Raw genomic sequence first — 25,506 nt, 5'->3', positions numbered from 1 at the left:
GAGCAGTGAAAACGCCCTCCGGGGCGATCCGCCGAACGGTGTCCGGACGCCGAATCCCCTCCGTTCGGTCAGTCCCCCGCCGGACCGGTCGGGCATTCCTGACTCACCGACTCGGCGGTTCCGGTCGCGATGCCTTCCGCACCGCCGACGAACCGCCCTACCGTCCCTCTCGAGTGATTCGAATCACGGAAACCGGCGAGGAATTCGCGAAGGCGAACACCGGACGTGCGACGAGAGGAAAACGAATGCAGGTAGAAGAGCTGTTCAAGCCCTTCCCGCTCAAGGAGTTCCACCCGATGCCCCGGGCACTGCTCGGTCCGGGATCACACGAGATGATCGGCCCGGAGGCCCTCAACATCGGGATGCGCCGCCCGCTGGTGATGACCTCCGGACTGCGCGGAACCGACATCGTGCACAAGATCTTCGAGTCGCTGAAGTACCACGGGCTCGAACCGGTCCTGTACGACAAGGTGGAGTCGAATCCGAAGGACTACAACGTCATGGATTCGGTGCAGCTCTACCAGGAGAACAAGTGCGACGGATTCGTCTCCATCGGCGGTGGTTCCTCGCACGACGCGTGCAAGGGCGCGCGGATCTCGGTGGCCCACGACGGGCGCAACGTCAACGAGTTCGAGGGCTTCAACAAGAGCGAGAACTCCAAGAACCCGCCGCACATCGCCGTGTCCACCACGGCAGGCACCGGTTCGGAGACCTCGTGGGCCTACGTCATCACCGACACCACCACCGACCCGGACAACCCGCACAAGTACGTCGCCTTCGACGACCACTCGGTGACCACGCTGGCCATCGATGATCCGGTGCTGTACTACGACCTGCCCACCCACTTCACCGCGCAGTGCGGTTTCGACGTCCTCGCGCACGCCTCCGAGCCCTACGTCGCCCGGCTCGACTTCACCCCCGCCCTGGGGCAAGCGCGCCACGCCGCCGAACTCGTGGGTGAGCATCTGCGCACCGCCACGTGGAACGGGCAGAACCTGGCCGCCCGCGAGGGCATGATGTACGCCCAGTACATCGCCGGGCAGGCGTTCAACTCCGGTGGCCTCGGCGTGGTGCACTCGATCTCGCACGCGGTCAGCGCCTTCTACGACACCCACCACGGGTTGAACAACGCGATCGCGCTGCCGCGCGTGTGGGCCTGGAACCTGCCGGTGGCCTACAAGCAGTACGCCAAGCTCGCCGAGGCGCTCGGCGTGGACACCACGGGGATGAACGACGTGAAGGCCGCCGACGCCGCCGTGGCCGCCGCGGTCCGGCTGCTGCGCGACGTGGGAATCACGGAGAAGTTCACCGACATCAACCAGGAAACCCACGAGAAGAACCGGCTCGGTCAGGGCCCCACGAAGTTCTACGAGAAGCGGACCACGATCAAGGGCGACAAGGACGACGTGGACCGCGTGTCGCAGCACATCCTCGGGGACAGCTGCACGCCCGGCAATCCGAAGGAAACCACCTTCGAAACGGTGCGCCCGGTCGTGGAGCACGCGTTCAACGGCGATCTCGACGACCTGCTGACCTGACAGCACCCGCCACCGGCGCCCGCCCGCAGCAGCCGGGCGGGCGCCGGTCCGCCCTACCGGAAACCACGTGGAAAGGCGAGTCCGTGAGTCCCACGCCGAGCTTCGACTCCGTCGAGCACACCATCAGCAGCCTGGCCGAGGTCGGCTATCTGGCCGACCGCAGACTGGCCACCACCGTGTACCTGCAGACCCGGCTCGAAAAGCCCGTGCTGCTGGAAGGCCCCGCCGGCGTCGGCAAAACCGAACTCGCCCGCGCCCTGGCCGAGACCACCGGGCGGCGCATGGTGCGGCTGCAGTGCTACGAGGGGCAGGACGAGAGCCGGGCCCTGTACGAGTGGGACTACGGCAAGCAGATGCTCTACACCCAGATGCTGCGGGAGAAGATCGGCGAGATCGTCGGAAGCTCCACCGACATCGCCGGGGCGGTCGAGGAGATCGGTGCGCACGAGGACGTGTTCTTCTCCGAACGCTTCCTGTCCACGCGGCCGCTGCTCGAAGCGATCCGCTCGGAGACTCCGGTGGTGCTGCTCGTCGACGAGATCGACCGCTCCGACGAGGCGCTGGAAGCGGTACTGCTGGAAATCCTCGCCGAAGGGCAGATCTCCATACCCGAACTCGGCACCTTCATCGCGCAGCACCCGCCGTACGTGGTCCTGACCTCGAACAACACCCGCGAGCTGTCCTCGGCGCTGAAGCGTCGCTGCCTGCACCTGTTTCTCGACTACCCCGATGCCGAGCGTGAACTGGAGATCATCCGGTCCAAGAGCACCGGACTCGGCGACGCGCTGACCGAGCACCTGGTGCAGGTGGTGCGCGGCTTGCGTGAACTGGACCTGCGAAAACCGCCGAGCATCTCGGAAGCGGTCGACTGGGCGCGCACGCTGACCGTGCTGGGCATCGCCGAACTCGGCACCGAGGAACTCGAATCCACGCTGTCGGTGGTGCTCAAGTACGACAAGGACCTCGCCCGCGCCCGTGAGCAGCTGGACGAGCTCGTCAAAGGCGAAAGCCCCGCGTCCGCCGGCGCGGCACTCGCCGGCACCGCCCGTCCGGCCGACCGGGACGGCCGAGAGGTGCGCAGCGCCAAGGACGAACCGGGGAGGCACGGCCCCGGCACCTACGGGGAACGCAGCCAGCCCGGCGACGGCGGCCACCCCGCGCCGCCACGGGTGAGTGCCGGCCAGGGGGAACGGTCGTTCACCTCCAAGTTCCGCCGCCGCGGGAACGAGTGAAGGAGCGGGTATGACGTCCACGGTGTTGCGTTTCGCCCGTCTGCTGCGGACGCGCGGTGTGCGCCTCTCGGTCTCCGAAGTGCTCGACGCGCTGCGCGGGCTGTGTGCACCGGGGGTGCTGGCCGACCGCACGGTGTTCCGGGAGACGCTGCGCAGCGCGCTGATCAAGGACCAGCGCGACGATCCGGTGTTCGACGAGCTGTTCGCCGCCATCTTCGTCGCGGCACCGGCCGCCTCCGTCGAGGACACCGATGAGGAGCCGGAGCGGGCGGCGGGCGCGGCTCTGGAGGATTTCACCCTCGGCGATGTGGAACAGCGCCCGCCGCGCGCGGACATGGAAAGCCCGGACGCGGAAGTCGGCGAGCTGTTCGACGACAACGACCTCATCGAACGCTACAGCCCGCATCCGGAGCTGAACCCGATCAACATGAGCTCCGACTCCGAGGACGAGCTCGTGCTCTCCCAGGACGACGTGGCCGGCATCGGCAACAGCGACCACGTACAGCTGGAAACCGACCGCATGGGTGGCACACCGCCGCCCGGGGAGTTGTCGTCGGCCAACGCGCACCGCATCGACGCCGACCTGACCGACCAGCAGCAGGACGCTTTGCTGGGCTGGCTCTCCCCGTTGACCGACCCCGACGGCGGGCAGGACGACGGGGACATCGACGATGCCGCCGCGCTGCGCGAACGGCTGTCCGGGGTGCTGAAGAACCTGCCCGAAGCGCTGGAACAACACATCGCGCGGCTGCTCGCCGCAGGAGAGCGCACCGACGGCGCACTCAACGATCCGTCCGTGTTGGACCGGATCGACCACGGCGAGCGCGAGGAACTCGAGGATTCGCTGAACCAGCTCGCGCAGACCCTGCGCGGCGGGCTCACCAGCCGCCGCGTGGTCTCCACCCGGGGGCGTATCGACTCGGCCCGGACCATGCGCCGCAACATGCGCTTCGACGGGGTGCCGTTCCGCCCGATCACGGTGCGCCGCACCGAGGACAAACCGCGGCTGATCGTGCTCGCCGACGTGAGTCTGTCGGTGCGCGCCACCGCCCGGTTCACCCTCCACCTGGTGCACGGTCTGCAGAACCAGTTCCGGAAGGTGCGCAGTTTCGCCTTCGTCGCCGAAGTCGCCGAGACCACCTCGCTGTTCAGCGCGCATCCGGCCGAACACGCGCTCGGACTGATCTTCGACGGACACACCCTCGACGTCGACGCCGACTCCGATTACGGCCAGGTGTTCGGCGATTTCCTCGACGAGTTCCGCGGAGCGCTCGACCGGCGCACCACGGTCGTCGTCCTGGGCGACGGTCGCAACAACGGTTTGCCGCCGAACCTCCCGGCGTTGGAGGAGATATCGCGGATGTGCAAGGAGCTCATCTGGCTCACCCCGGAGCCCCGCTACTCGTGGGGGCTGGGGGGATGCGACCTGCCGCACTACGCCGAGCACTGCGATCGCGTGCAGGTGGTGCGGGACCTGACCGGACTGCGCCGCACCGCGGACCGAATGGCCACGGAGGTGACCGGACTGTGACCAAGTCGCGCTCCTTGCCCATCGGGGAATCGATCGACGCGTTCGCCGCGGACGCACCCGGTTACTACTCGGACGGACTCGTGGAGGTCGTACGGCGCACAGCGGTGGACCGGAACAGCTCCCCGAAGCCGGTGACCAGCACTCGGCACTTCTGCTTGCGCCGCAACGGGGATCGGCTCCAGGTCAGCCACGGTATGCGTCCCCACGACCTCGGCAACGAGCTCGCCGGCCTGCTCGCCGACGAGCTGTTCGCACCGGGATGGCTCAGCGGCGCCGAGGTGTTCGAACGAGTGTTCACCGGAGTCGTGAAGACCACCGTGGACGATCCTGTTGAAGCGTGGTCGCTGTTCTACGGCAACACGCTCGACCGCATCCGCCTGCAGTGGTCGCAAGAACCCCGCGAGCACTGCTCCTCCATCGACGAGATCGTCCCGGTCTACCGTCGAACCTCGGAACTCGTTCCGGAAGGGCGGGTCCTCGAACTGGGTTCCTGCTTCGGGTTCCTGTCGATGCTGCTGGCCGAGCGCACGAACACCGAGGTCATCGCCTCCGACATCAACGCGGGGACGGTGGAGCTGCTGCGCAGCATGGCGCGCCGCCGCGGACTTTCGCTGGGCACGCTGGTCTGCGACGGGGCACGGGTCCCGCTGCCCGACGGTGCTGTCGACACCGTCGTCGCCGTGCACCTGCTCGAACACCTGGAACCGCAGCACGGTGCGGCCGTGCTGGCAGAAGCGCTACGGCTCGCCCGTCACAAGGTGGTCGTCGCGGTTCCCTTCGAAACCGAACCGACCATGGCCTACGGCCACCTCCGCACCTTCGATCCGGCCGCGCTGCACGCGCTGGGGCTCGGCACCGGCCATCCGTTCCGGACCGAAGAGCACCACGGCGGCTGGCTCGTGCTCAGTCGCACCTGAGCGCTCGGACTCCGCCGTTCCTCCCGGACCCCGCTTCACGCATCACTCCCCGAACGCCGGACCGCGGCGCGCCGGACCTCTCCCCCGCGGCCTCATATCAACCCGCTCTTGCTCGCGGTGTAGACGGCCTCGGCCCTGCTGGACACCGAGAGCTTGCGCATGATGTTGCGCACGTGGAACTTCACGGTCGTCTCCGAGATGTAGAGCTCCCCGCCGATTTCGCGGTTGCTCAGCCCGCGCGCCAACAGGTCGAGCACACGCAGCTCCCGAGAGGTGAGGTCCGGCGAACTCTCCGGATTGCTGATCGAATGCGCCATGGCCGCCGCCGACCTCGAGTCGAACGCGGTCTCCTTGCGCGCCACCGCGCGGATCGAGTGCACCAGCTCGGTGGTGTCGACGTCCTTCACGACGTATCCCCGCGCACCCCGCTGCAGAGCCTCGACGACGAGCTTGTCCTCCAGGAACGTGGTGAGCACGAGCACTTCGAGCGACTCGTGGGACCGGGTCAGCTCCTCGCACAGCTGCAGTCCCTCGGTGTCGTCACCGGAGGAGAGCTTGAGGTCGAGCAGCACGACCACCGGTTCGCACCGACCCACGAACGCCAACGCCTCGTCGGCGGTGGACGCTTCACCGACCACGACGAGATCGTGCTCGCGTTCCAGGACGGCGCGCAGGCCCTGCCGGACGATGGCGTGGTCGTCGACCAGCATGATCCGCACCTCGCCGGCCGAGCCGGCGTCGTACGCCCCCCTCTTGCGGCTCGTGGCCTCAATCATCGAGCTCCCTCTCCGTCAACGGCAGCGGCACTTCCAGCCACACGAGCACACCGCCCAGCTCAGCTCGCCGTATGTCCAATCGCCCCCCCATCTCCTCGGCACGTCCCGACATGTTCACCAACCCACAGTGGTTCCCGCTGAACTCGCTCGTGCTCGCGAACCTCAGGGATCGCCGAAGCTTCTCCGGATCACCGTTGCCGTCGTCGGCGACGGAAAGCACCACCCGGCCCACCTCGTACGACAAGTGCACCAACGCTCGGTCCGCATCGGAGTGCGTCGCGGTGTTGAACAGCGCCTCACCGGTCAGGCGCAGCATCGAGTGCTCGATCGTCGACGGCAACGGAATCGCGTCGCCCTCGATGCGCACCGTCACCTCGACGTCGGTGGGCAGGTGCACGTGCGACAGCCGCTCGAGCAGCACGGGGAGCGAACCCGGAACTTCGTCGGCGGCGTTGTGCAGGGCATAGATCGCCGAGCGCAACTGGGACACCGCCTGCTGCGTCAGCTCCTTGGCCGGAAACAGGCGCTGGGCGACCTCCGCGGCCGGACCGTCCAGTCCTTCCAGCTCCGACCGGCAGACCTCGACGATCATCCCGGCGCTGAGCACCGCCTGAGACACGCTGTCGTGCAGTTCCCGCGCGATCCGATGCCGTTCCTCGTCGATCACCTGACGCTGGATCGCCGCCGTCAGCCTGCGCTGCACCTGTTCGAGTTCGGCCCGGCTCTCGACGAGGTGCTTGGCCTGCCGCGAAGCCTCCTCGTTGAGTTGGTCCGCCCGTCCACGCAGTTGCGCGGCCGTGTGGAACAGGTGCGAGTTGTACAGTGCCACCGCGGCCTGGTTGGCGAGTACCCGCATGATCGCCAAATCGGTGTCGGCGACGTGCACGTCCTCCCCGGCCAGCGCCACGATGCCTCCGACGGGTTCGTCCTCCAACATCATCGGTGCCCGCACCCGACCCGTGCCCTCCGAACAAGGCTCGAGCTCCGACGGTCGCGTGCGCACCACATGCAAGTATTCGCGCACTTCGGAGGGCAGCTCGTCCTCTCGGTCGATGAGTTCCCCGTGGAAGTAGAGCAGATGGCCGGGCCGCATACCGCTCAGAGTCCCGTCCGACACCGCGAGTAGCACCCATTGCGCGTGCAGGTGCTCGGAAGCGGCCGTGACGACCGCCTCCACCAGCGCACGTGGCCCTTCGGCCGAGCGCACCAGCGCTCGGGAGATCTCGTCGAGCGCCTGCACGGTATGTGCGAGGCGTTCGTTGGACCGACGGTACTCCGGATAGAAGGAGTGCTTGCTGGAGCGAACCCCGGTCAGCTCACCGAGCGTGGCCGGATCCTCCTGGCGTGGAAAGCTGGACAACGATAGCCTCACATGGCGCTGCGGAACAGCTGTTCGATCTCCCCTTGGTTCATTTCGCGCGGGTTCGTGGCCAAGCAGGCGTCGCGCAGAGACGTGCGGGCGAGATGGCCGACGTTGTGCTCGCCCACCCCCAGACTCCGCAAACCACGGGGGACACCAACCGAATCGGCCAGTTCGCGGACGCGATCGGCGAGCCGGTCGGCGACCTCGTCGCTGGGCACCCGATCGGTGTCGATCCCCGCCGCCGACGCCAGCGGACTGTAGCGCCCCGGATCCCGCGCGGCGTTGAACCGGATGACATGCGGCAGCAGGATCCCGTTGATCACGCCGTGCGGAGCGTCGAGCAAACCACCCACCTGATGACTCATCGCGTGCGTTGCCCCGAGGATCGCGTTGGTGAAGGCCATGCCCGCTTCCAACGCCCCCTGCGCCATCGCCGACCTCGCCTGCACCTGGAGCGGTTCGATCAACGTGTGCAGGAGGTTCCTCGTCACGAGGCCGACGGCGTGCAGTGCGTGGTGATCGGTGAGCGGGTTGTGCGCCCGAGACACGTAGGCCTCGACCGCGTGGGTGAGCGCATCGAGTCCGGTGGCGGCGTTGAGCCACTCCGGCATGGTGGTCAACAACCGCGGGTCGATGATCGAGATCTCGGGAACCAGGGTGCGGCTGATGATCGTGACCTTGGTCGATTCGGCCGTATCGGTCACGACGCAGAACTGCGAGACATCGGCCCCGGTACCGGATGTGGACGGAACCATGACCAGGGGCGGGATCGGTTTGACCACCTCGTCCACGCCCTCGTAGCTCAGGATGTGACCTCCGTTTCCCGAGAGGATGGCCACTCCCTTGGCCGCGTCGACGCACGAGCCGCCACCGACCGCGATGATCACGTCGCTCCCGGTTTCCACGTACTCGGCGTACGCAGCCTGCACCTCGTAGTCCTTCGGATTGGGCGTGAGCTCGTCCCAGACCACGGGCGACAGGCCGACGGAGCGGAGATGCTCGCACGCTTCGAAAACCCAGCCGGCCTCGACCACGCCCGGGTCGGTGACCAGAAAAGGGCGGCGGGCGCCCAGACGTCCCGCGCTGTGCCCGAGCTCGGACAGCGATTCCGGGCCGAACACGATCTCGGGCGCGTGGAACTTCGCGAGCTGCGAGGTCTTCGGGCCGGTCGAACCCGCGAAGCGGTTCGGACCACTGAGCTGTTCGGTGATCGTCTCGACGTCGGAGTCGTCCACTCTCGGACGAAGTCCAGTCATGATGTTCCCTCCGAGACGACTACGTGCTCCAAATTACATCGTCGTGCTCAAAAAGCGGTTCCTGGATCGATGACGTCGCGTACCGGTCCGAACTGCTCAAGGGGGACCGCCACGCCGAACGCGCTCCTCCACCAGGGTGAGGTCGGCCGCGCCGTGCACGCGGTGGATCTCGTCATCGGTCACGTCCGACCCGTCCCGGCACACATCATCGCCCATCCCGCAAGCACCTCATCAGTTCCACTTCGTGGAGGTTTCGCGCGGTCACCGCCGGGACAGGTCGCCGACACCTGGAGGTGTCCGCTCAACAGCACGACGTTCCACGGCGGCTCCTTCTGCAGACGTGATCCCAACCACCCGATCGTCGGACGCGCGTCCCTCCGGATGGTAATCGCCGCCGCATCCGCCCTTAACTATCCTGATCGCCACATCGACCTGCCCGATCGGACGGGTAGTCGACCGCGTGGTTCCCGGCTCCTCGCACGTCTCACGTGACCGAGGCCCCACACCGAACCACCATTCGTTGGCCGTCAGCGTCCATCCGTGGCGGAGGAAGCGCCAGGACGGCCCGGTTCTTCGACATGGACACCGGAGAAACCGAAAAAAACTGTCGCGACCCTGTGGCCCGCTGTGTTGTCCGGGACTCCTCGCCCTCGATCGCGACGATCCGTCGAAGTGACAGGTCATACGATCGGAGCATTGCCGACAGGCCGAAAGAGCTCTACGATCCCGGTCGTGCTCCTGAGATCCGATGAGGCACTGCCGACGCAGGAACGAGAGGTTCTTTCAGAAAGCGGCGGATCCGCTCGAAGAGGCCCCGGATGGGGTTCCTCGCACGACCCGCAACGCAAGCCATTCCGCGAGGAGCACTGGATTCATGACTTCATTTCCACCGATCACTCATGCCGCGATCACCGTGACGGAGCTGTCGCGCAGCGTGCGGTGGTACAGCGCCCTTTTCGGAACCGAACCCGTGCTCGACGAGGACGAGCCGAAGGGCGGTTTCCACCACACTGTGTTCGCGCTGGGCGGTGGGCAGCTGTTCGGCTTGCACAGCCACCCCGCCGGTGGGGACGCACCCTTCGACGAACGCCGCCCCGGGCTGGACCACATCGCCTTCGCGTGCGCGAACCGCGCTGAGCTGGAGCGGTGGTGCTCCCGACTCGACGAACTCGGCATCGCCCACGGCGGGATCGTCGACGCGCACTACGGCTCGGGAGTGTCCTTCCGCGACCCGGACAACATCGCCCTGGAGTTCTTCGCACCGCCCGCCGGGTGACCCGGCGACCACCGATGGTTCGCCCGGAATCACGGGATCGCGCTCACAGCCCGGAGGGCAGTCCCTCCCAGCGCACCACCCGGCGACCGTCGTGCGGAAAGCCCGATGCCTCCCCTCTGGTCCGTCGCTCCAGCCCGCGCACGTCATCGCCACCGCGTGGAGCAGACCACCAGCTCCGGGCAAGAGTCCGGCGCGGGCACGCTCCCCTTGTCGGTGGTGGGCAGGCACGTGCTCGTGAAGTCGAATGCTCGTACCGATCGCCACCGCTCGCGTGGTCCCGGCCTTCTCCGGAGATCCCCTGCCGCGGGAACGGTCACCGCAGCGGCATTGATCACCACTTGCCCGTGCGCTCGTCAGCGTCTCCCCCGGGATCGAGGTGCGGTGCTGGCGGCCGAGAGCCGTCGGGGCACGGCGTGGCGGGGCGGCCTCGACCGAGAGCGCCGGACGATCTTCCTCACACGGGCGAATACCGGGCCGGCGATCCGGGTATTCCATCGACAACCGAGTTCGAAGGAGGAGCACCATGCCCGTACGGGAAATGATCGACACCTACCCGGGTGAGGTCAACATCGATCGGTCCCTGCTCGCCGACGCCGTACAGGCCGCGGTCCAGTGTGCCCAGTCCTGCACCGCCTGCGCCGACGCCTGCCTGAGCGAACAAAAAGTGGATCAGCTGCGCAAGTGCGTCCGCAGCAACCTCGACTGCGCCGACATCTGCGACACCACCGCTCGCGTCCTGTCCCGCCACACCGGTTACGACGCCAACATCACCCGCGCGCAGCTGCAGGCCTGCATCCAGGCCTGCTCCAGTTGCGGTGACCAGTGCGAGCAGCACGCGAACATGCACGCACACTGCCGTATCTGCGCCGAGGAATGCCAGCGCTGCGCCCGAGCCTGCCAGTCCCTGCTCGAAACGATCAGCTGATCCGTTCTCGAGCGTCGAAGGAGCCCGGCCCCCGGGCTCCTTCCTCCGGTCATGGCGGATCACGCGGTCCGGGGCGTCCGCGCGCCGGTCGGCTGCCCCGTTCCCGCTGCGATGGGAGGGCCGTGTCCCACTCGTACCCGACGGCCGTCCCTCCACGGTCGAGCTCGTGACGAACCCGAAGTTCTCAGCTCCTCGCTCCGCCTCACGCAGGTCCTGCGGGGACCGCGGAGTCCGCGAGGTTTTCAGTCGCCGCTCGGGAAGGCCTCCGGCTCGGTATCCGCCCGTTCCACCGGGTGCAGCGGGCTCAGCGCGGTGGTGCGATCGCAGTACAGCAGCGCGTCGTAGCGGCGCCCCGGAACGGTGGGGACGTAGTTGCCCCAGCGCTCGACGTCCGGCTGGAAGATCACGCCGACCGCCCGGTGATCGAGCACCTGCCGCAGCCACCCGTTCCTGTCCTCCTGGTCGGTGGGGAAGACGAACAGGGCGTCGGCACCGTCGCGCGCCTCGTGCAACAGGGTTTCCAGACTGCCCGGGCGGGCCGGGGGCACGGGCATCCGACGAACCGGGCCGTTCCAGCTGTCCGAGGCGATGACGCTTCCCCGGTGAGTGGCGGAACCGATCAGCAGAACGCCGTCGTCGGCGTGGCGCTCACGCACCAACTGCCCGGTGCTGACCATTCCGGCCGCGGACATGTCGGTGGCCCTGGCGTCGCCGACGTGGGTGTTGTGCTCCCACACGACGGCCTTGGGTTCCGGCCCGTACTGGTCGAGCAGCCGATCCAGCGTGTCGACCATGTGGGCGTCCCGGACGTTTCACGACTCGGCTCCACCGCTGACCATGGCCCGGTAGTAGCGCTCCGCACCGGCGGCGACCTCCGCGTTCTGCTCGGCGATGAACCGCTCCTCCAGGGCACCCGCGTCGGACTGCGAACCGCCCCGGGCCGCCCGCACGTCCCGCAACAGCGCGACGACCTCCGCCTCACAGCTCTCCGGCACCATCCGGCTCGCCAGCGCGTAGGACTGCGGGCTCTCGCCGTAGGGCTCGAAGCAGCGCAGCGCTTCGCGCGCGGCCGGCAGGTGATCCGGCTCGTGCTCGGCCACGTAAGCCAGCACCGCACGCAGCGAGTCCCACAGGTTGTAGACGTCCAGTCCGTGGAAGCCGACTCGGTCCTGCCGCGCCAGTCCCCGGTTGTGGGCACGGAGCCACCGCGCGAACTCCACGACCTCCTCGTTGGCCCACATCCACGTCGGCCAGCGGGCGAAGGCGTTCAGAGCCTCGCGCGGATCCTCCGGTGCACCGGCCGCTCCGACCACGCTGCGGTGCACGGTGTGGCAGTCCGGCCAGTCCCCCTCGACGGCGACGAACGAGAACCCCTTCTCGGCCACCAGGCGTCGAGTGAGCTCCGCGCGCCAGCGATAGAACTCCGAGGTGCCGTGCGAGGCTTCCCCCACCATGACCACTCGGGCCGAGCCCACCTCGTCCAGCAGTGGATCCAGGTCACCGGGCTCACGCAGCGGCCACGCTTCCCGCTGGATCCGCCCGGTCGTTTCCGTACTGGTCATCCTCGCCCCTCGACCGCATCGGTTGTTCCGCCTCGGCCGGTTTCCGCGCCCTTCGCCGCGGGTCGCGTCGGCTCGCTCCCCCGATGTACCCGCCGGCGGCGGTTCCGCAATCGTCCCGGCACGCGGAGACGCGGTCGCGGTCGCCGTCCGGGAGAAGCGGTACCGACCTCCCGCCCCCGAAAAGGAATATTCGTCGTGTGCGTCCTACAAAAGATCGACGGACATCACGGCTGGTTTTGTATTCGACGACCAAACGACGAAAACGACGAGTAACGAAACTTGCCGATTCGGTGATTCCGCTCGTCACGGGTATCGCACCCCCACTCGGAGGATCTAAGCTGAGCTTCCCCGACAAACATGATTGATCTTCATGTTCTAACGAACCCCGAAAGGAACACGCATGCTCACCAAGCGGGCGAACCGCACGATCGGGACCGCCCTGTTCGGGCTGGCGACGATGGCGATGCCGATCGTGACGGCCGGTGCGGCGCAGGCGCACGGCTTCACCCAGGACCCCCCGAGCCGGCAGGCGCTGTGCGCCGACGGCACGGTGACCGGCTGCGGCGCGATCCGGTGGGAGCCGCAGAGCGTCGAGGGCCCGGGCGACTTCCCCCGGGGTGGCCCGGCCGACGGACACCTGTGCAGCGGTGGCAACGACCGCTTCGCCGCCCTCGACGACCAGCGCGGCGGCAAGTGGCCCGCTACGCGGGTTCAGGCCGGGCAGCAGGTGTCGTTCCGGTGGAAGATCACCGCGGCGCACTCGACCGAGTCGTTCCGGTACTTCGTCACCAAAAACGGCTGGGACCCGAGCAAGCCCCTCACCCGCGACCAGCTGGAGCCGGCCCCGTTCCACCAGGTCGGCCTCGGGGGCAAGAAGCCGGCGGCCACCGTCACCCACGAGATCACCCTTCCCGCGGACAAGAAGGGCAGGCACATGATCTTCGCCGCCTGGGAGATCGCCAACACCGGAAACGCCTTCTACTCCTGCTCCGACGTCGACTTCGGTTGACCTCCCCCGGGTAGGGCCCCTGCACCGGGGCCCTACCCGGGGAAATTTCCGGCTGCCGTTCGGCGACCGCCGATAATCCCGGAACGCTTCCGGAAGCGACTTCTCCCCGATCATTGTTCGCCGGCCTCCTCGGGGGAGCGCGAAAAAGTCCAATGCTTTCGAACCCCGCTCGTTCCCGAGAAAGCTCTCCACGAGGCACCTTCTTCAGCGGCCCCGGCTCAAGCACGAACATCCCCCACCGCAGACGGCCGACAACACCGACCCGACGAGCTCGCCGCGCGTGATCGCACCGATCCGGCCCCGACGCCCCCGGAAACGACTGGACAAGCGATCGAACCTGTGTTCGACTCAAGGCATGAGGTGGGAGAACCAGCGAGTGATCGCCGCCGAGCACGAGGCACTGCCCCTGGACCTGCCGCGACCCGATGCCGTCGACGCGGGAACCGGGCGCGCCGGACTGGCGGAGCCGAGCGCCGAGGCCATCGCACCGGGAACCGACGAGGCCCTGGCCATCGAGATCCGAGCCAAGTCGATCATCAACCGGGTTCCCGGGGGCTCCCACGTTCCCTTCCGCTGGACCGTCAACCCGTACCGCGGGTGCGCCCACGCCTGCGTGTACTGCTTCGCGCGGCGCTCGCACGAGTACCTGGAGCTGGACTCGGGCCACGACTTCGACTCGAAGATCGTGGTGAAGGTCAACGCGGGCGAGCTCGTGCGCCGCGAACTGGCCAGTCCGAAGTGGACGGGCGAGCCGGTGGCCATGGGCACGAACACGGACCCGTATCAGCGCGCGGAGGGCCGGTACCGGCTGATGCCCCGGATCCTGACCGCGTTGCGTGACCGGGCGAACCCGTTCTCCATCCTGACGAAGGGGACGTTGATCCTGCGGGACCTGGAGCTGATCAGCCAGGCGGCACGACGTGCCGAGGTCTCGGTGGCGGTGTCGATCGGTTCGGTCGACGAGGAGCTGTGGCGCGACGTGGAGCCGGGAACACCGTCACCGCGGCGCCGTTTGGACGTGGTGCGCCGGTTCGCCGAGGCGGGAGTGGGCTGTTCGGTGCTGATGGCACCGATCCTGCCCGGCCTCAGCGACGCGCCGCAGCAGCTCGAAGAGACGGTGGCCGCGCTGGCCGGAGCGGGTGCGTCCGACGTGACACCGTTGATGCTGCACCTGCGCCCCGGCGCGCGGGAGTGGTACCGAGCCTGGCTGCAACGGCGGCACCCACACCTGGTGCCGCTGTACGCCCGCCTGTACGGAGCGGGCTCGTACCCGTCGAAGACCTACAGCGACGAGGTGCTGGCCCTGGTCGACGAAGCGAAGCGACGCCACGGACCGACCACGCACGACACCGCCTCCGGCTCCCGGAACTCCACCGCGGAGCGGCCCGCCGAGCGGACGCGGCGACAGCACCAACTCTCCCTCTTCGGCGACGAAACCGCGTCCACCACTCCCCCTTCCTCGGCCTACTGAAACGAATTGTGCTCGGGATTCGCCCGATGGCGACGATCTCGGCGCTCCCGACTCCCTCTTACGGGTAGGCGAACTTCATATCCGGAGATTTTTCGGCGATCGCCCCGGAAGTCTTGACCCGGCCGGTACGGCCGATGCACTGTTACCACCAGTAACAGTTACCTCCTGGTAACCTCGTCGCCTCACCAAGGGGGACCCCATGACCAGTGCCACTACCGGATCCGAAACGGCACCGACACACTCCGACCGCCAGGATGTCGCTCGCAGGTTGCTGGACTCGTCCGAGGCCCTCTCCTACGACCCCACCCAGGAAGTCGACTGGGAGACGCCGCTCGACACCGACTTCCACGGCGCGAGTCCGGAGTGGAGCACCTTGTACGGAACGTCGTACTGGGACGAAATGACACCGGACCAACGGCGTGAGCTCACGCGCCAGGAAGCCGCCTCGGTGGCGAGCACCGGCATCTGGTTCGAGATGATTCTGCAGCAGATGGTGCTGCGGGACTTCTACGCCAAGGACCCGACCGATCCCGCTTTCCAGTGGGCGTTGACCGAGATCGCCGACGAATGCCGGCATTCCATCATGTTCGCGCGGGGTGCCGCGAAGCTCCGCGCCCCCTCGTACCGCCCGCACCGCGTCGTGATCGAGCTCGGCCGCGCGTTCAAGGCCCTCGCCTTCGGGGAGGCGGCCTACGCCGCGATCCTGGTCGCCGAGGAGGTCCTCGACGTCATGCAGCGGGACTGGATGCGGGACGAGCGGGTCGCTCCGTTCGTCCGGACCATCAACAACATCCACGTCGTCGAGGAGTCGCGGCACATGAAGTTCGCCCGGGAGGAGACCCGGGAACGGCTCGCCAACGCGAGCCGGCCGCGCCGCCAGATCAACGCCCTGGTCATCTCGATCGTGTCGTACTTCATCGTCACGAGCATGGTGAGCAAGAAGGTCTACGCCAACGCCGGACTCGACTCCAAGCGGGCCGTGCGGGAGGCGAAGAACAACGAACACCACAAGTCGCTGCTGCGCTCGAGCTGCTCGGGGCTCATGGAGTTCCTCAGCTCGGCCGGGTTGCTCACCAAGGCCTCGACGTGGTTCTACAAGCGCGCGAACCTCATCTGATCCCATGGCGTACGCGATCACCCAAACCTGCTGCAGCGACGCCTCGTGCGTGTCGGTCTGCCCGGTCAACTGCATCCACCCGAGGCCCGACGAACCGGACTTCGGCACGACCGAGATGCTCTACGTCGATCCGCAGACGTGCATCGACTGCGGTGCCTGCGCGGACGCGTGCCCGGTCGGCGCGATCTTCCCGGTGGAGAACCTGACCGGGCCGCTCCAGGCCTACGCCCAGGTCAACGCCGACTACTACGCGGACCAGCCGCAGCCGTCGAACGAACCCGCCCCGGGGCCGAACTTCCACAGCTGGAGCCAGCCGGTCTTCGACCGCAGCATCCCCAGCGACTTCGCGCCGCTCGACATCGCGGTCGTGGGGACCGGCCCCGCGGGGATGTACGCCGTGGAGGACCTGCTGCTGAACACGAACGCACGGGTCACCCTGATCGACCGGCTGCCGGAGGCCGGCGGACTCGTGCGGTACGGCGTCGCACCCGATCACCTCTCGACGAAGCAGATCAGCGAGACGTTCGCCCGCTTCCACACCCACCCCCGGCTCAAGATGCACCTGGGCCTCGAGGTCGGAAAAGACGTCACCATCGACGAACTGACCGCGCACCACGACGCCGTGATCTACGCTGTGGGGGCCTCGTCCGCGCGTCGGCTCGACATCCGCGGCGAGGACCTGACCGGCAGCGTCGCGGCGACGACGGTGGTGGCCTGGTACAACGACCACCCGGACGTCTCGGCCGACGCGATCGATCTCTCGGCCGAGCGGGTGGTCGTCGTCGGCACCGGCAACGTCGCCCTCGACGCGGCCCGGATCCTGACCACGGACCCGAGCACGCTGGAGGACACCACGATCGCCCCCGCGGTTCTCGCCAAGCTCCGGTCGAGCAAGGTCCGCGAGGTGGTGCTCCTCGGACGTCGCGGCCCCGAGACGGCCGCCTACACCCGCCCCGAGCTGCTCGGGATCACGCAGCTGGAGGGCGTCGAGCTGACGGTGGACTCCCACGACCCGCGAATCGGGCACACCATCGACGCGGCGGATCCCGACGACAAGGCCGGGCTGCTTCAGGGCCTCCCGCGCGAGGCCGTCGACTGGTCCGTGCCACCGGAGCACGGACACCGTCGCGTCGTGCTCCGCTTCCACTCCGCGCCCGTCGAACTCGTCGGCGACACGGAGGTCCGCGGACTCCGGGTCACCGGAAGCACCGACGACGTGGAGATCAGAGCCGGTCGGATGATCCGGGCGGTCGGTTATCGCGGGACTCGGCTCCACGGTCTGCCCTTCGACGAGGAGTCCGGGACCATCCCCCACACGGGCGGACGTGTGAACGAACGCCCGGGGACCTACGTCGTGGGCTGGATCAAGCGTGGCCCCTCGGGAGGTATCGGCACCAACAAGGTCTGCGCTCGGGAAACCGTCGGCTCCTTGCTCGACGACGCCATCGCGGGTCGACTTCCCCGGCCACGTCGCAACTACAAGGCCTTCGCCACGCTGGCCTCGCGCCGCCTCCGGCGACGCTCGAAACGCGCCTCCCGCCGGTGAACGCGTCGTCGTGGCGGTGTGACAGCCGGAACGACGCGGACCTCGTCCACGCCGGCAGCCCGTGGGCCGCGATCGAGAGCGATCGTTCTCTACGATGGTCGACACACCGAGAACGATCGTTCTCGCCACGGGACCACCGACGAGGAGCGAACCGTGACACCACGACCGCCGTTCGACGAACAGTCCGCGCGCGACAAGGTCCAGGCCGCCGAGGACGCCTGGAACACCTGCGATCCCGAGCGGGTCGCGCTGGCCTACACAAAGGACTCCGTGTGGCGCAACCGCGACCGGTTCCTCACCGGCCGCGAGGAGATCGTGGAGTTCCTGCGCCAAAAGTGGAGCCGCGAGCAGGACTACGCCCTGCGCAAGGAGCTGTGGGCCTTCCGCGACAACCGGATCGCGGTGCGCTACCAGTACGAGTGCCACGACGCGGCAGGACAGTGGTGGCGCAGTTACGGCAACGAACTGTGGGAGTTCGCCCCCGACGGGCTGATGAGCCGACGGGAATCCAGCATCAACGACATCCCCATCACCGAAACGGAGCGGCGCGTCTTCGGTCCCCGCGCTCAGCAGGAGCAGGACGCCGAACTCCCGCTACGGTGACGAGCGCGAGCGAGGAGGCCTTTCGCGCCCGACCGCACCGGTCCGGGTCCGGAACGAACCGGTCCGTTCACGGGCGGTGGCCCGCCGACCGACCGCGCCGATCCGTGCCCAGGGGCGCCACGGCGAGATCGCGTCGAACCCGATGGCATGATCTACGCTCATGACGACCACCGATCGCACGACGCCACCGCTCAAGGCCGATGAGCGCACCACGCTGGAGGGCTGGCTCGACTTCCAACGGGCCACGCTGCTCGTGAAGTGCGAAGGGCTCACGAACGAGCAGCTCCGCAGCACCTCCGCGCCACCTTCACCGCTGACCTTGCTCGGTCTCGTCCAGCACATGGCCGAAGTCGAGCGGAACTGGTTCCGTCGCGTGCTGACGGGTGAGCAAGCCCCACCGATCCACGACCCGCAGGCCGATCCCCACGATCGCGACGGCGGGTTCGACCTCTCCGCCGACATCACGTTCGAGGACGCCCAAGCGACCTGGGAGAACGAGGTCACCCGCGCCCGGGCCAACTGCGCCGGTCTGGATCCGGAACGAACCAGTCCGTTCATGGGCGGCGAAGTCACCCTGCGGTGGATCCACCTGCACATGATCGGCGAATACGCCCGCCACAACGGTCACGCCGACCTCATCCGCGAACGCATCGACGGCGCGACCGGCGTGTGATGCTCTCGTCCCTCGGTCCGGCCGGTGCGCGACGAGAGCGGCGGTACGGCTCGGCACCGTGCCTTCCGCGCGCCGCTAATGAGCCGTGACCTGATCGCCCACCCGCGCGACGATGTCCCGCAGCCACTGGTGACGTGCGTCCTGGCGGTGGGTGGGGTGCCACCGCATCGCCTCCTTGACCGGTACGACCTCGAACGGGCATTCCAGCAGCCGGACCTCGGCGGCGGGCGCGATCTTGCGTGCGAGGCGTTCCTGGATGAGCGCGATCCGGTCGGTGCCCGCCACGAGGAACGGCATGGACTGGAAGTTCTCCACGACGACGTCGACGTGGGGCTCGACGCCCAGGATGGTCAGTTGCCGCAGGGCGGGCGCGTAGTCGGTGGGCCGGTGGTGCAGCACCACCCAGGGCAGCCGGGCGAGATGCTCTCGGGTGAGGTGCTCATCGACTCCGGCGTTGTCCGCGGCGACCATGCACGACCAGCGGTCCTCGTAGAGGTCGACCGAAGGGTAGCCGGCGAGGTATCCGTGCGGCATGAACAGCCCGTCGGTGCCGGCGAGGGTGGCTCCGATGTCGTCCACGGCGGGCACGGTGATCTGGTGGAAGCGCAGCCGCACGCCGGGGGCTTCGGCGTGGACCGCGCGGGAGAGGGGTTCACCGAAGACCGTCAGCGCGTAGTCCGAGGTGGTGAAGGTGAACTCGGTGTCGGCCGTGGCGGGGTCGAAGAGGTTGTGCGTGTCGAACAACCGCTCCAGCACGTCGTGGGCCGAAGCGACCCGGTCCAGCAGGGTCGCGCCCAGCGGGGTCAGGCGGTAGTTGTTGCCCGACCGGGACAGCAGGTCGTCGTCGGAGGGGCGGCGCAGTCACGCCAGCGCGGCACTGGTCGCGGGCTGGCTCAGCCCGACCCTGCTGCCCGCTCTGGTGACGTTGCGCTCCCCCAGCAGCGCTCGCAGGACCGGCACCAGGTTGAGGTCGAGTGCGTCCAGGTTCACCGATAATCATCCATCCCACGAATACGACGCATGCAGCACTACCACTACTGGGCCGACGAGCAGCTCGCGGTGCGAGCGCACCGGCTGGCCAACGAGTCCACCGCCTCGCACTGCGCGTCGGCGCCCGAACGGCTCCGCGGGCTCGGGCTGGTCCCGCTGCAACACCCCGAGTCGACGGTCCGGTTGCTGGAGCACGCCCTCGACCTCGGCCTGCTCGGAGTGGAGCTCTCCAGCCACGCACCGGGCCGCGAGCTGTCCGATCCGGCCTACGAACCGTTCTGGGCGCGCGCCGAGGAAACCGGGGCGATCCTGTTCCTCCATCCCTTCGGTTGCACCTCGACGAGCGGCTGAACCAGTAGTACCTGTCCAACACGGTCGGTCAGCCCACCGAGAACGCGGTGGCGCTCTCCCACCTGATCTTCTCCGGTGTTCTGGACCGCCACCCGGAGCTGAAGGTCGTCGCCGCGCACGGTGGCGGCTATCTGCCCACCCACATCGGCCGCTCCGACCACGCCTGGTGGACCCGCACCGACGCCCGCGCGCACTGCGCGCATCCGCCCAGCAGCTACCTGCGACGCCTCCGGTTCGACTCGCTGGTCCACGACCCGGGCGTGCTCCGGGAACTGATCCGCTCCGGTGGCGGACTCGACGCGTTGCTGGAGGCCGGAGCCGCCGCGGAGGCTCCGGACGGACTCCACACGTCCCGAGTACGCCTGCTGCCGCCCCTCGACCCCACGACGATCCGGGACTTCCTGACCTTCGAGGAGCACGTCGAGGGCGTGCGCCGCAGCGTCGACGGCACGGCCGGGGTGCCGGACGCCTGGTACGCCGCCCCGACCTTCTACTTCACGAACCCGCACTCGGTCATCGGCCCCCACGACGAGGTGCCCGTGCCGCCCGGCTCGGACGCCCTGGACTTCGAACTCGAGGTGGCCGCCGTCGTGGGCGCGCGAGGGCGAGGACCTCACACCCGAGCGAGCACGCGAGCACATCGTCGGCTACGCGATCTTCAACGACTGGTCCGCCCGCGACCTGCAGTCCACCGAGATGCAGGTGGGTCTCGGTCCCTGCAAGGGCAAGGACACCGCGGGCACCCTCGGCCCTTTCCTGGTCAGCGCCGACGAACTGGAACCGCACCGCGACACCGACGGCTTCCTGCGCCTGGAGCTCACCGCCGAGCTCAACGGGGAAACCGTCGGCACGGACCTGCTGTCCAGCATGAGCTGGACGTTCGAGGAGATGGCCGCCTACGCCTCACGAGGCACCCGGATCCGTCCCGGTGACGTGCTCGGCTCCGGAACTTGCGGCAACGGCGGCCGCCTGGCCGAACTGTGGGGCGAGCGCGGACGCCAGGACCCGCCACCGCTGAGACCCGGCGACACCGTCACCCTCACCGCGCAGGGCATCGGCACCGTTTCCAACACCGTCGTCACCGGCACTGGCCCGGCTCCGCTACCTCGCGCCCGGTGCCGGTCGCGGGCGTGAAACGGTGCGCCCGGCCGTGACCCCCGGGTCCGGCCGGGCGCACACCACTTCCGAAATTCACCTCAGCTCGAGGTCACCGAATAACTGTTGCTGACGAACTCGAGCCCCCCGCTGGATGAGGTGATCTCGAATCCGAACTGAACGTCCTGCACCGACACGTCGTCACTGAACCAACCACGATCGGCGATCCAGTTCAGCACCGCCTTGATGTCCACGGTTCCGGCATTCGCGTCCCCGTTCCGGACGAAGGAGAACACCGCGTTCGACCCGTTCGATCCCTTGTACACGTCCCAACTGTGGCCACCGACGGAGACGGTGGCCCGCTGGGAACCGATGGGGCCGACCGGACCGTTCTGGTTCGCCCACAGCATGATCTCGTAACCGTAGTCGTCGCACCAGATGTCGTAGGCGGTGGCATAGGATCCGTCCGCGGGCACGCTGACGTCGAAACTGCTCTTCAGACTGTTCAGCTCGCTGAGCCTCTTGTCGATGATCCTTCCCGAGTGCGGATAGGCCTTGACTCCACCGGTGTCGGGGTGATCGGCCGAGACGCCCCAGTTGCCGTAGGAGTTCGCCCAGATCGTCTGCGGTCCGGCACCACTGTCCCAGATGTTGTTGCGCACCGTGTATCCACCGTCGGACCAGGTGGCCCACTTGTCCGAGGACGACCACACGGCCGCGTTGGCCGCGGTGGCGCTCAAGCCGAGCGCCACGAGTAAGGTCAGCAGCACTGTCGCCCAGCGAGTCGGTAATCGCACGTCACTCACCTTCCGATCTCTTCTCGTTCACCCGATCGCGGTCGATCGCTTTCGACCGGACCGGGAAAACTCGGTGAATCGAAGCGCATCGACACTTCCGATCGATCGACGTTAGGACGGCTCGGCGACGAACACAAGGATCCCGACACCGATGTTCCACGAGTGCGTCCGTTCGAGGAAAAATCATTGACTCCGACAGTGGAACGATGCCAGGGTCTCGCTCATCGTGCTCCTCGTGGGAGCGGAGCAGTCGAATGAGTGTCGAAGCGTTTCGACGAATTTTCGACACTTTCGGAGGTGGTTTGCGTCCATGCGTTCCGTACCGTCGAATTCGTTTTCCCGTCGCCGCTTGCTCTCCCTGGCCGCCGGTGCCGCGGTCGCTCCGGCACTGGCGCCGACGCCGTCCCGGTTCGCCACGGCCGAAGCCGCCGCCTTCGGTGATTCCGCGCTCCCGGTGGACGTACGGGTCGAGGACCTGCTGCGCAGACTCACTCTCGACGAGAAGGTCGCCTTACTGCACCAGTACCAGCCGGCCGTCCCCCGGTCGGCCTCGCCGAGTTCAAGACCGGAACCGAAGCACTGCACGGCGTGGCGTGGACCACCGACAAGACCGACGGCGGTGCGGTGGTCACCGCGACGGCCACGGTGTTTCCGCAGGCACTCGGCCTGGCCAGCACGTGGAATCCCGAACTGGTCGAGCGCGTCGGCGGGGCCGTCGGTACCGAGGCGCGCGGCTTCCACTCGGAGAACCCCGCCCTCTGGAGTCTGCAACTGTGGACACCGGTGGTGAACCTGCTGCGCGACCCGAGGTGGGGCCGCAACGAGGAGGGCTACTCCGAGGACCCGCACCTCACCGGTGCGATCTCCACCGCATACGGGCGGGGCATCCAGGGCGAGGACCTCGATCACCTGCGTGCCGCGCCCGTGGTCAAGCACTACGTGGGCTACAACAACGAGAGCCACCGCACCACCACGTCGACGATGCTGCCGCCCCGCGTCAAGCACGAGTACGACGACGCGGCGTTCAAGCCCGCCCTGTCGGCCGATGCGGTCACCGGTGCGATGTCGTCGTACAACCTGGTCAACGGCAGACCGATGACCGTCCACCACGACTTCGACGAGCTGCTGCGCTCCTGGGCGACACGAACGCTGTTCCACGTCACCGACGCCGGTGGCCCGAACAACCTCACGAACAGCCAGCATTACCACGCGACCCAGCCGGAAGCCGACGCGGCGATCCTCAAGGCCGGACTGGACAGCTTCACCGTCGACGACACCGACTCCGGCGAGACGATCACCGCGATCAACACCGCGCTCGCCGAGGGCCTGCTCGCCGAGTCGGACGTGGACGAAGCGGTGCGCCACGTCCTCAGCGTGCGGTTCCGCCTCGGCGAGTTCGACCCGAACGGCGGTCCGTACGGGCGGATCGGCAAGGAGGCCGTGGACAGCCCCGACCATCGCGCGCTGGCCAGGGAGACCGCGACGCAGGCGATCGTGCTGCTGAAGAACGACCACGGCACCCTGCCGTTGGAGCGCGACCGGAATCGCCGGGTCGCCGTCATCGGCCAGCTCTCCGACACGCTCTACACCGACTGGTACTCCGGGGCACTGCCCTACGAGGTGACACCGCTGCGCGGCATCACGGCCAAGCTCGGCGCGAACGCCACGGTGACTTCGAGCGAGGGCGTGGACCGAATCGCGCTCAAGGCACCGGACGGCCGCCACGTCACGGCCACGCCGGATGCGGCGCCACTGGCGGTCACCTCCGCCACCGGTGACCGGACGCGGTTCGACGTCTTCGGCTGGGGCGAGGACATCGTGACGCTGCGCGCCGTGTCCAACGGCAAGGTCGTCTCCTGCGGCTCGGACCGCGCGCTGGTCAACGACGCCGAACAGCCCAACGGCTGGAACGTGCAACAGCAGTTCAAGCTGGTCGCCCACGGCGGGGGCCACGTGCTGGAGTACGCGGGCAACGACGCCCGGCAGGAGTGGTTCGGCGACAGGACGTACGTGGTGGTCGAAAGCGACGGGCGACTGACCGTCGCCGCCTCCTCTCCGGACTCGGCCACCACGTTCACCCGCGAGGTGGTGCGCAGCGGCAGCGACGAGGCGAGCGAAGTGGCCGGGGCGGCCGATGTCGTGGTGGTCGTGGCGGGCAGCATGCCGCTCATCAACGGCCGCGAGGCCGACGACCGGCACAGCATGAGTCTGGCTCCGTCACAACAGGCGCTGCTCGAACGGGTGCTTCGGGCCAACAGCAACACCGTGCTGGTGCTGGAGAACAGCTACCCGGCCACGATCACGTGGGCGCAGGACAACGTGCCCGCGATCGTGTGGACCACGCACGCGGGAGCGGAAACCGGCAACGCGCTGGCCGACGTGCTCTTCGGTGCGGCGAACCCGGCCGGACGACTCACGCAGACCTGGTACCGCTCGGCCGAGGACCTGCCGAGCATCCTCGAGTACGACATCATCAAGGCGCGCCGGACCTACCAGTACTTCACCGGGGCACCGCTGTACCCGTTCGGGCACGGGCTGTCCTACACCGGGTTCGACCACACCGACATGAGTCTGAGCAAACCCGTGGTGACCGACCACGACGAAGTACGGGTGAGCGCGCGGGTCCGCAACACCGGCGACCGGGCCGGGGACGAGGTGGTCCAGCTCTACACCCACCAGCGGCAGTCCCGCGACCCGCAACCCCACCGGCGGTTGCGGGCCTTCCGGCGAGTGCGGTTGGAGCCCGGTGAGACCAAGTCCGTCACCTTCACGCTCCACGCCGCCGACCTCGCGCACTGGGACGTCACCCGCAGCCGGTGGGTGGTCGAAGCGGCGACGCACGACCTCCTCGTCGGTGCCTCCAGCGCCGACATCCGGCAGCGGCGCACGCTGCGGGTACTCGGCGAATCCATCCCGCCGAGGGACCTGTCCCGGGAGACGGCCGCGGAGACCTTCGACGACTACTCGGACATCACGCTGACCGACCGGAGCAAGGAGAGCGGTACGGCGGTCACCGCCGGAGAGGGCGGCGGCTGGATCCGGTTCCGCGACGCCGACCTCCGGGCCGGCACGGGCGGGATCACCGCGCTGGTGGCCAAGGACTCCGCCGGCTCGTCCCGGATCGGGGTCCGGCTCGGCGACCCGTCGGGACGGGAGCTGGGTGCGCTCACCGTGCCCGACACCGGTGACGAGCACAGCTACGTCGCGGTGCGGTCGGCGCTGGCGGGTGCGCACGGCAGGCGGGACGTCTGCCTGGTGTTCGAGGGACCGGCCAGCCTCGCCACCTTCCGGATCGAGCGGTGAGCGACCGGGCGGTCGCCGTCGTCCGGACGGCTCGTCACCGCGGTCCGATCACGCCCGGGGGAGCTTCCGTCGACACTGGACCAACGCCTCCGGAACGACTCCGTCGTCGCTACCGACTCGTGGTCGCCCGGGGACGCCGCACCGCGAACCGGCGGCACGACGACCGAAGAAGTCA

General features: G+C 68.3%; 21 protein-coding genes and 2 pseudogenes. 16 read left to right on the top strand and 7 right to left on the bottom strand.

From position 1 onward, the window contains the following. The first annotated feature begins 245 nt into the window (after window positions 1-245). The 4 genes from mdo to mftM all read left to right on the top strand — a co-directional run bounded on the left by mdo (window position 246) and on the right by mftM (window position 5,218). Complete coding sequence (mdo, locus tag FHX42_RS18105) at window positions 246-1,538, top strand: NDMA-dependent methanol dehydrogenase (protein ID WP_182545592.1); 1,293 nt, start codon at window positions 246-248, stop codon at window positions 1,536-1,538. A gap of 83 nt (window positions 1,539-1,621) precedes the next feature. Beyond that, window positions 1,622-2,770: an AAA family ATPase gene (locus tag FHX42_RS18100; protein WP_182545591.1), complete on the top strand. Its 1,149-nt coding sequence runs from the start codon at window positions 1,622-1,624 to the stop codon at window positions 2,768-2,770. 10 nt (window positions 2,771-2,780) lie between these two features. After that, window positions 2,781-4,301, top strand: a complete 1,521-nt coding sequence (locus tag FHX42_RS18095; protein ID WP_182545590.1) for a VWA domain-containing protein — start codon at window positions 2,781-2,783, stop codon at window positions 4,299-4,301. Beyond that, window positions 4,298-5,218, top strand: a complete 921-nt coding sequence (mftM, locus tag FHX42_RS18090) for a mycofactocin oligosaccharide methyltransferase MftM (RefSeq protein WP_328796372.1) — start codon at window positions 4,298-4,300, stop codon at window positions 5,216-5,218. Before FHX42_RS18095 ends, mftM begins: the two co-directional genes overlap by 4 nt. Window positions 5,219-5,310: 92 nt before the next feature. Here the strand turns inward: mftM and FHX42_RS18085 are convergent, their stop codons facing one another. The 3 genes from FHX42_RS18085 to FHX42_RS18075 are packed head-to-tail and all read right to left on the bottom strand — an operon-like array spanning window position 5,311 to window position 8,613. Then, window positions 5,311-5,994, bottom strand: a complete 684-nt coding sequence (locus tag FHX42_RS18085) for a MadR family response regulator transcription factor (protein WP_182545588.1) — start codon at window positions 5,992-5,994, stop codon at window positions 5,311-5,313. Next, on the bottom strand, window positions 5,987-7,354 hold the full coding sequence (locus FHX42_RS18080; RefSeq protein WP_182545587.1) for a MadS family sensor histidine kinase: 1,368 nt from the start codon (window positions 7,352-7,354) through the stop codon (window positions 5,987-5,989). The genes FHX42_RS18085 and FHX42_RS18080 overlap by 8 nt, the downstream gene beginning before the upstream one ends. An 8-nt stretch (window positions 7,355-7,362) precedes the next feature. Beyond that, on the bottom strand, window positions 7,363-8,613 hold the full coding sequence (locus FHX42_RS18075; protein ID WP_182545586.1) for an iron-containing alcohol dehydrogenase: 1,251 nt from the start codon (window positions 8,611-8,613) through the stop codon (window positions 7,363-7,365). Between the two features lie 874 nt (window positions 8,614-9,487). Here FHX42_RS18075 and FHX42_RS18070 point away from each other — a divergent pair. Beyond that, window positions 9,488-9,889 (top strand): VOC family protein, encoded by a 402-nt coding sequence (locus FHX42_RS18070; protein WP_182545585.1) that lies wholly within the window; start codon window positions 9,488-9,490, stop codon window positions 9,887-9,889. 523 nt (window positions 9,890-10,412) lie between these two features. Next, window positions 10,413-10,814 carry a four-helix bundle copper-binding protein gene (locus FHX42_RS18065; protein WP_182545584.1) on the top strand — a complete coding sequence of 134 codons (402 nt, stop codon included), beginning with the start codon at window positions 10,413-10,415 and terminating at the stop codon, window positions 10,812-10,814. A 242-nt stretch (window positions 10,815-11,056) separates the two neighbouring features. On the opposite strand, the pseudogene FHX42_RS18060 reads toward FHX42_RS18065, so the two are convergent. Beyond that, a pseudogene (locus FHX42_RS18060) lies at window positions 11,057-12,268 on the bottom strand (erythromycin esterase family protein). A gap of 508 nt (window positions 12,269-12,776) precedes the next feature. On the opposite strand from FHX42_RS18060, the gene FHX42_RS18055 reads away from it, so the two are divergent. The 6 genes from FHX42_RS18055 (at window position 12,777) to FHX42_RS18030 (ending at window position 18,795) form a co-directional block, all read left to right on the top strand. Continuing rightward, entirely contained in the window at window positions 12,777-13,385 is a 609-nt protein-coding gene (locus tag FHX42_RS18055; RefSeq protein ID WP_182545583.1) for a lytic polysaccharide monooxygenase auxiliary activity family 9 protein, read from the top strand. 355 nt (window positions 13,386-13,740) lie between these two features. After that, window positions 13,741-14,856 carry an Rv2578c family radical SAM protein gene (locus FHX42_RS18050; protein ID WP_182545582.1) on the top strand — a complete coding sequence of 372 codons (1,116 nt, stop codon included), beginning with the start codon at window positions 13,741-13,743 and terminating at the stop codon, window positions 14,854-14,856. Window positions 14,857-15,055: 199 nt separating this feature from the next. Next, window positions 15,056-15,973 carry an AurF N-oxygenase family protein gene (locus FHX42_RS18045; protein ID WP_182545581.1) on the top strand — a complete coding sequence of 306 codons (918 nt, stop codon included), beginning with the start codon at window positions 15,056-15,058 and terminating at the stop codon, window positions 15,971-15,973. A gap of 4 nt (window positions 15,974-15,977) precedes the next feature. After that, window positions 15,978-17,519 (top strand): FAD-dependent oxidoreductase, encoded by a 1,542-nt coding sequence (locus tag FHX42_RS18040; RefSeq protein ID WP_182545580.1) that lies wholly within the window; start codon window positions 15,978-15,980, stop codon window positions 17,517-17,519. A 153-nt stretch (window positions 17,520-17,672) separates the two neighbouring features. Continuing rightward, window positions 17,673-18,122 carry a nuclear transport factor 2 family protein gene (locus FHX42_RS18035; protein ID WP_182545579.1) on the top strand — a complete coding sequence of 150 codons (450 nt, stop codon included), beginning with the start codon at window positions 17,673-17,675 and terminating at the stop codon, window positions 18,120-18,122. 160 nt (window positions 18,123-18,282) lie between these two features. Further along, window positions 18,283-18,795: a DinB family protein gene (locus tag FHX42_RS18030; RefSeq protein WP_182545578.1), complete on the top strand. Its 513-nt coding sequence runs from the start codon at window positions 18,283-18,285 to the stop codon at window positions 18,793-18,795. Window positions 18,796-18,870: 75 nt separating this feature from the next. Here FHX42_RS18030 and FHX42_RS18025 read toward each other — a convergent pair whose 3' ends face one another. Together FHX42_RS18025 and FHX42_RS27140 are read right to left on the bottom strand one after the other, a co-directional pair. Then, window positions 18,871-19,551 (bottom strand): LysR substrate-binding domain-containing protein, encoded by a 681-nt coding sequence (locus FHX42_RS18025; RefSeq protein ID WP_328796368.1) that lies wholly within the window; start codon window positions 19,549-19,551, stop codon window positions 18,871-18,873. 105 nt (window positions 19,552-19,656) lie between these two features. Beyond that, window positions 19,657-19,785: a hypothetical protein gene (locus FHX42_RS27140; RefSeq protein WP_268898407.1), complete on the bottom strand. Its 129-nt coding sequence runs from the start codon at window positions 19,783-19,785 to the stop codon at window positions 19,657-19,659. Window positions 19,786-19,815: 30 nt separating this feature from the next. Here FHX42_RS27140 and FHX42_RS27135 point away from each other — a divergent pair, with 30 nt between their 5' ends. From FHX42_RS27135 to FHX42_RS27465, 3 genes and pseudogenes are all read left to right on the top strand, one after another. After that, entirely contained in the window at window positions 19,816-20,136 is a 321-nt protein-coding gene (locus tag FHX42_RS27135) for an amidohydrolase family protein (protein ID WP_182545773.1), read from the top strand. A gap of 47 nt (window positions 20,137-20,183) precedes the next feature. After that, a pseudogene (locus FHX42_RS27470) lies at window positions 20,184-20,690 on the top strand (amidohydrolase family protein); the annotation flags it as partial. Window positions 20,691-20,775: 85 nt separating this feature from the next. Next, window positions 20,776-21,270: a fumarylacetoacetate hydrolase family protein gene (locus FHX42_RS27465; protein WP_328796413.1), complete on the top strand. Its 495-nt coding sequence runs from the start codon at window positions 20,776-20,778 to the stop codon at window positions 21,268-21,270. 62 nt (window positions 21,271-21,332) lie between these two features. Here FHX42_RS27465 and FHX42_RS18010 read toward each other — a convergent pair whose 3' ends face one another. Then, window positions 21,333-22,028, bottom strand: a complete 696-nt coding sequence (locus FHX42_RS18010) for a GH12 family glycosyl hydrolase domain-containing protein (RefSeq protein ID WP_182545577.1) — start codon at window positions 22,026-22,028, stop codon at window positions 21,333-21,335. Window positions 22,029-22,616: 588 nt separating this feature from the next. Here FHX42_RS18010 and FHX42_RS18005 point away from each other — a divergent pair. After that, window positions 22,617-25,331, top strand: coding sequence for a glycoside hydrolase family 3 protein (locus FHX42_RS18005; RefSeq protein ID WP_328796365.1), 2,715 nt, complete (start codon window positions 22,617-22,619; stop codon window positions 25,329-25,331). Window positions 25,332-25,506: the final 175 nt, after the last annotated feature.

It is taken from the genome of Halosaccharopolyspora lacisalsi (assembly GCF_014137975.1).
Taxonomy (GTDB): domain Bacteria; phylum Actinomycetota; class Actinomycetes; order Mycobacteriales; family Pseudonocardiaceae; genus Halosaccharopolyspora; species Halosaccharopolyspora lacisalsi.
The sequence above is the reverse complement of the archived record's forward strand: the minus strand, read 5'-3'. Positions and strand labels throughout refer to the sequence as shown.

Excerpts from the sequence above, each read along its gene's own strand:
- FHX42_RS18030 (WP_182545578.1), top strand. The coding sequence starts at position 18,283 with ATGACGACCACCGATCGCACGACGCCACCGCTCAAGGCCGATGAGCGC.
- FHX42_RS18095 (WP_182545590.1), top strand. The coding sequence starts at position 2,781 with ATGACGTCCACGGTGTTGCGTTTCGCCCGTCTGCTGCGGACGCGCGGT.
- FHX42_RS18075 (WP_182545586.1), bottom strand. The coding sequence starts at position 8,613 with ATGACTGGACTTCGTCCGAGAGTGGACGACTCCGACGTCGAGACGATC.
- FHX42_RS18040 (WP_182545580.1), top strand. The coding sequence starts at position 15,978 with ATGGCGTACGCGATCACCCAAACCTGCTGCAGCGACGCCTCGTGCGTG.
- FHX42_RS27135 (WP_182545773.1), top strand. The coding sequence starts at position 19,816 with ATGCAGCACTACCACTACTGGGCCGACGAGCAGCTCGCGGTGCGAGCG.
- FHX42_RS18045 (WP_182545581.1), top strand. The coding sequence starts at position 15,056 with ATGACCAGTGCCACTACCGGATCCGAAACGGCACCGACACACTCCGAC.
- FHX42_RS18085 (WP_182545588.1), bottom strand. The coding sequence starts at position 5,994 with ATGATTGAGGCCACGAGCCGCAAGAGGGGGGCGTACGACGCCGGCTCG.
- mdo (WP_182545592.1), top strand. The coding sequence starts at position 246 with ATGCAGGTAGAAGAGCTGTTCAAGCCCTTCCCGCTCAAGGAGTTCCAC.
- FHX42_RS18065 (WP_182545584.1), top strand. The coding sequence starts at position 10,413 with ATGCCCGTACGGGAAATGATCGACACCTACCCGGGTGAGGTCAACATC.
- FHX42_RS18050 (WP_182545582.1), top strand. The coding sequence starts at position 13,741 with ATGAGGTGGGAGAACCAGCGAGTGATCGCCGCCGAGCACGAGGCACTG.
- FHX42_RS18070 (WP_182545585.1), top strand. The coding sequence starts at position 9,488 with ATGACTTCATTTCCACCGATCACTCATGCCGCGATCACCGTGACGGAG.
- FHX42_RS18055 (WP_182545583.1), top strand. The coding sequence starts at position 12,777 with ATGCTCACCAAGCGGGCGAACCGCACGATCGGGACCGCCCTGTTCGGG.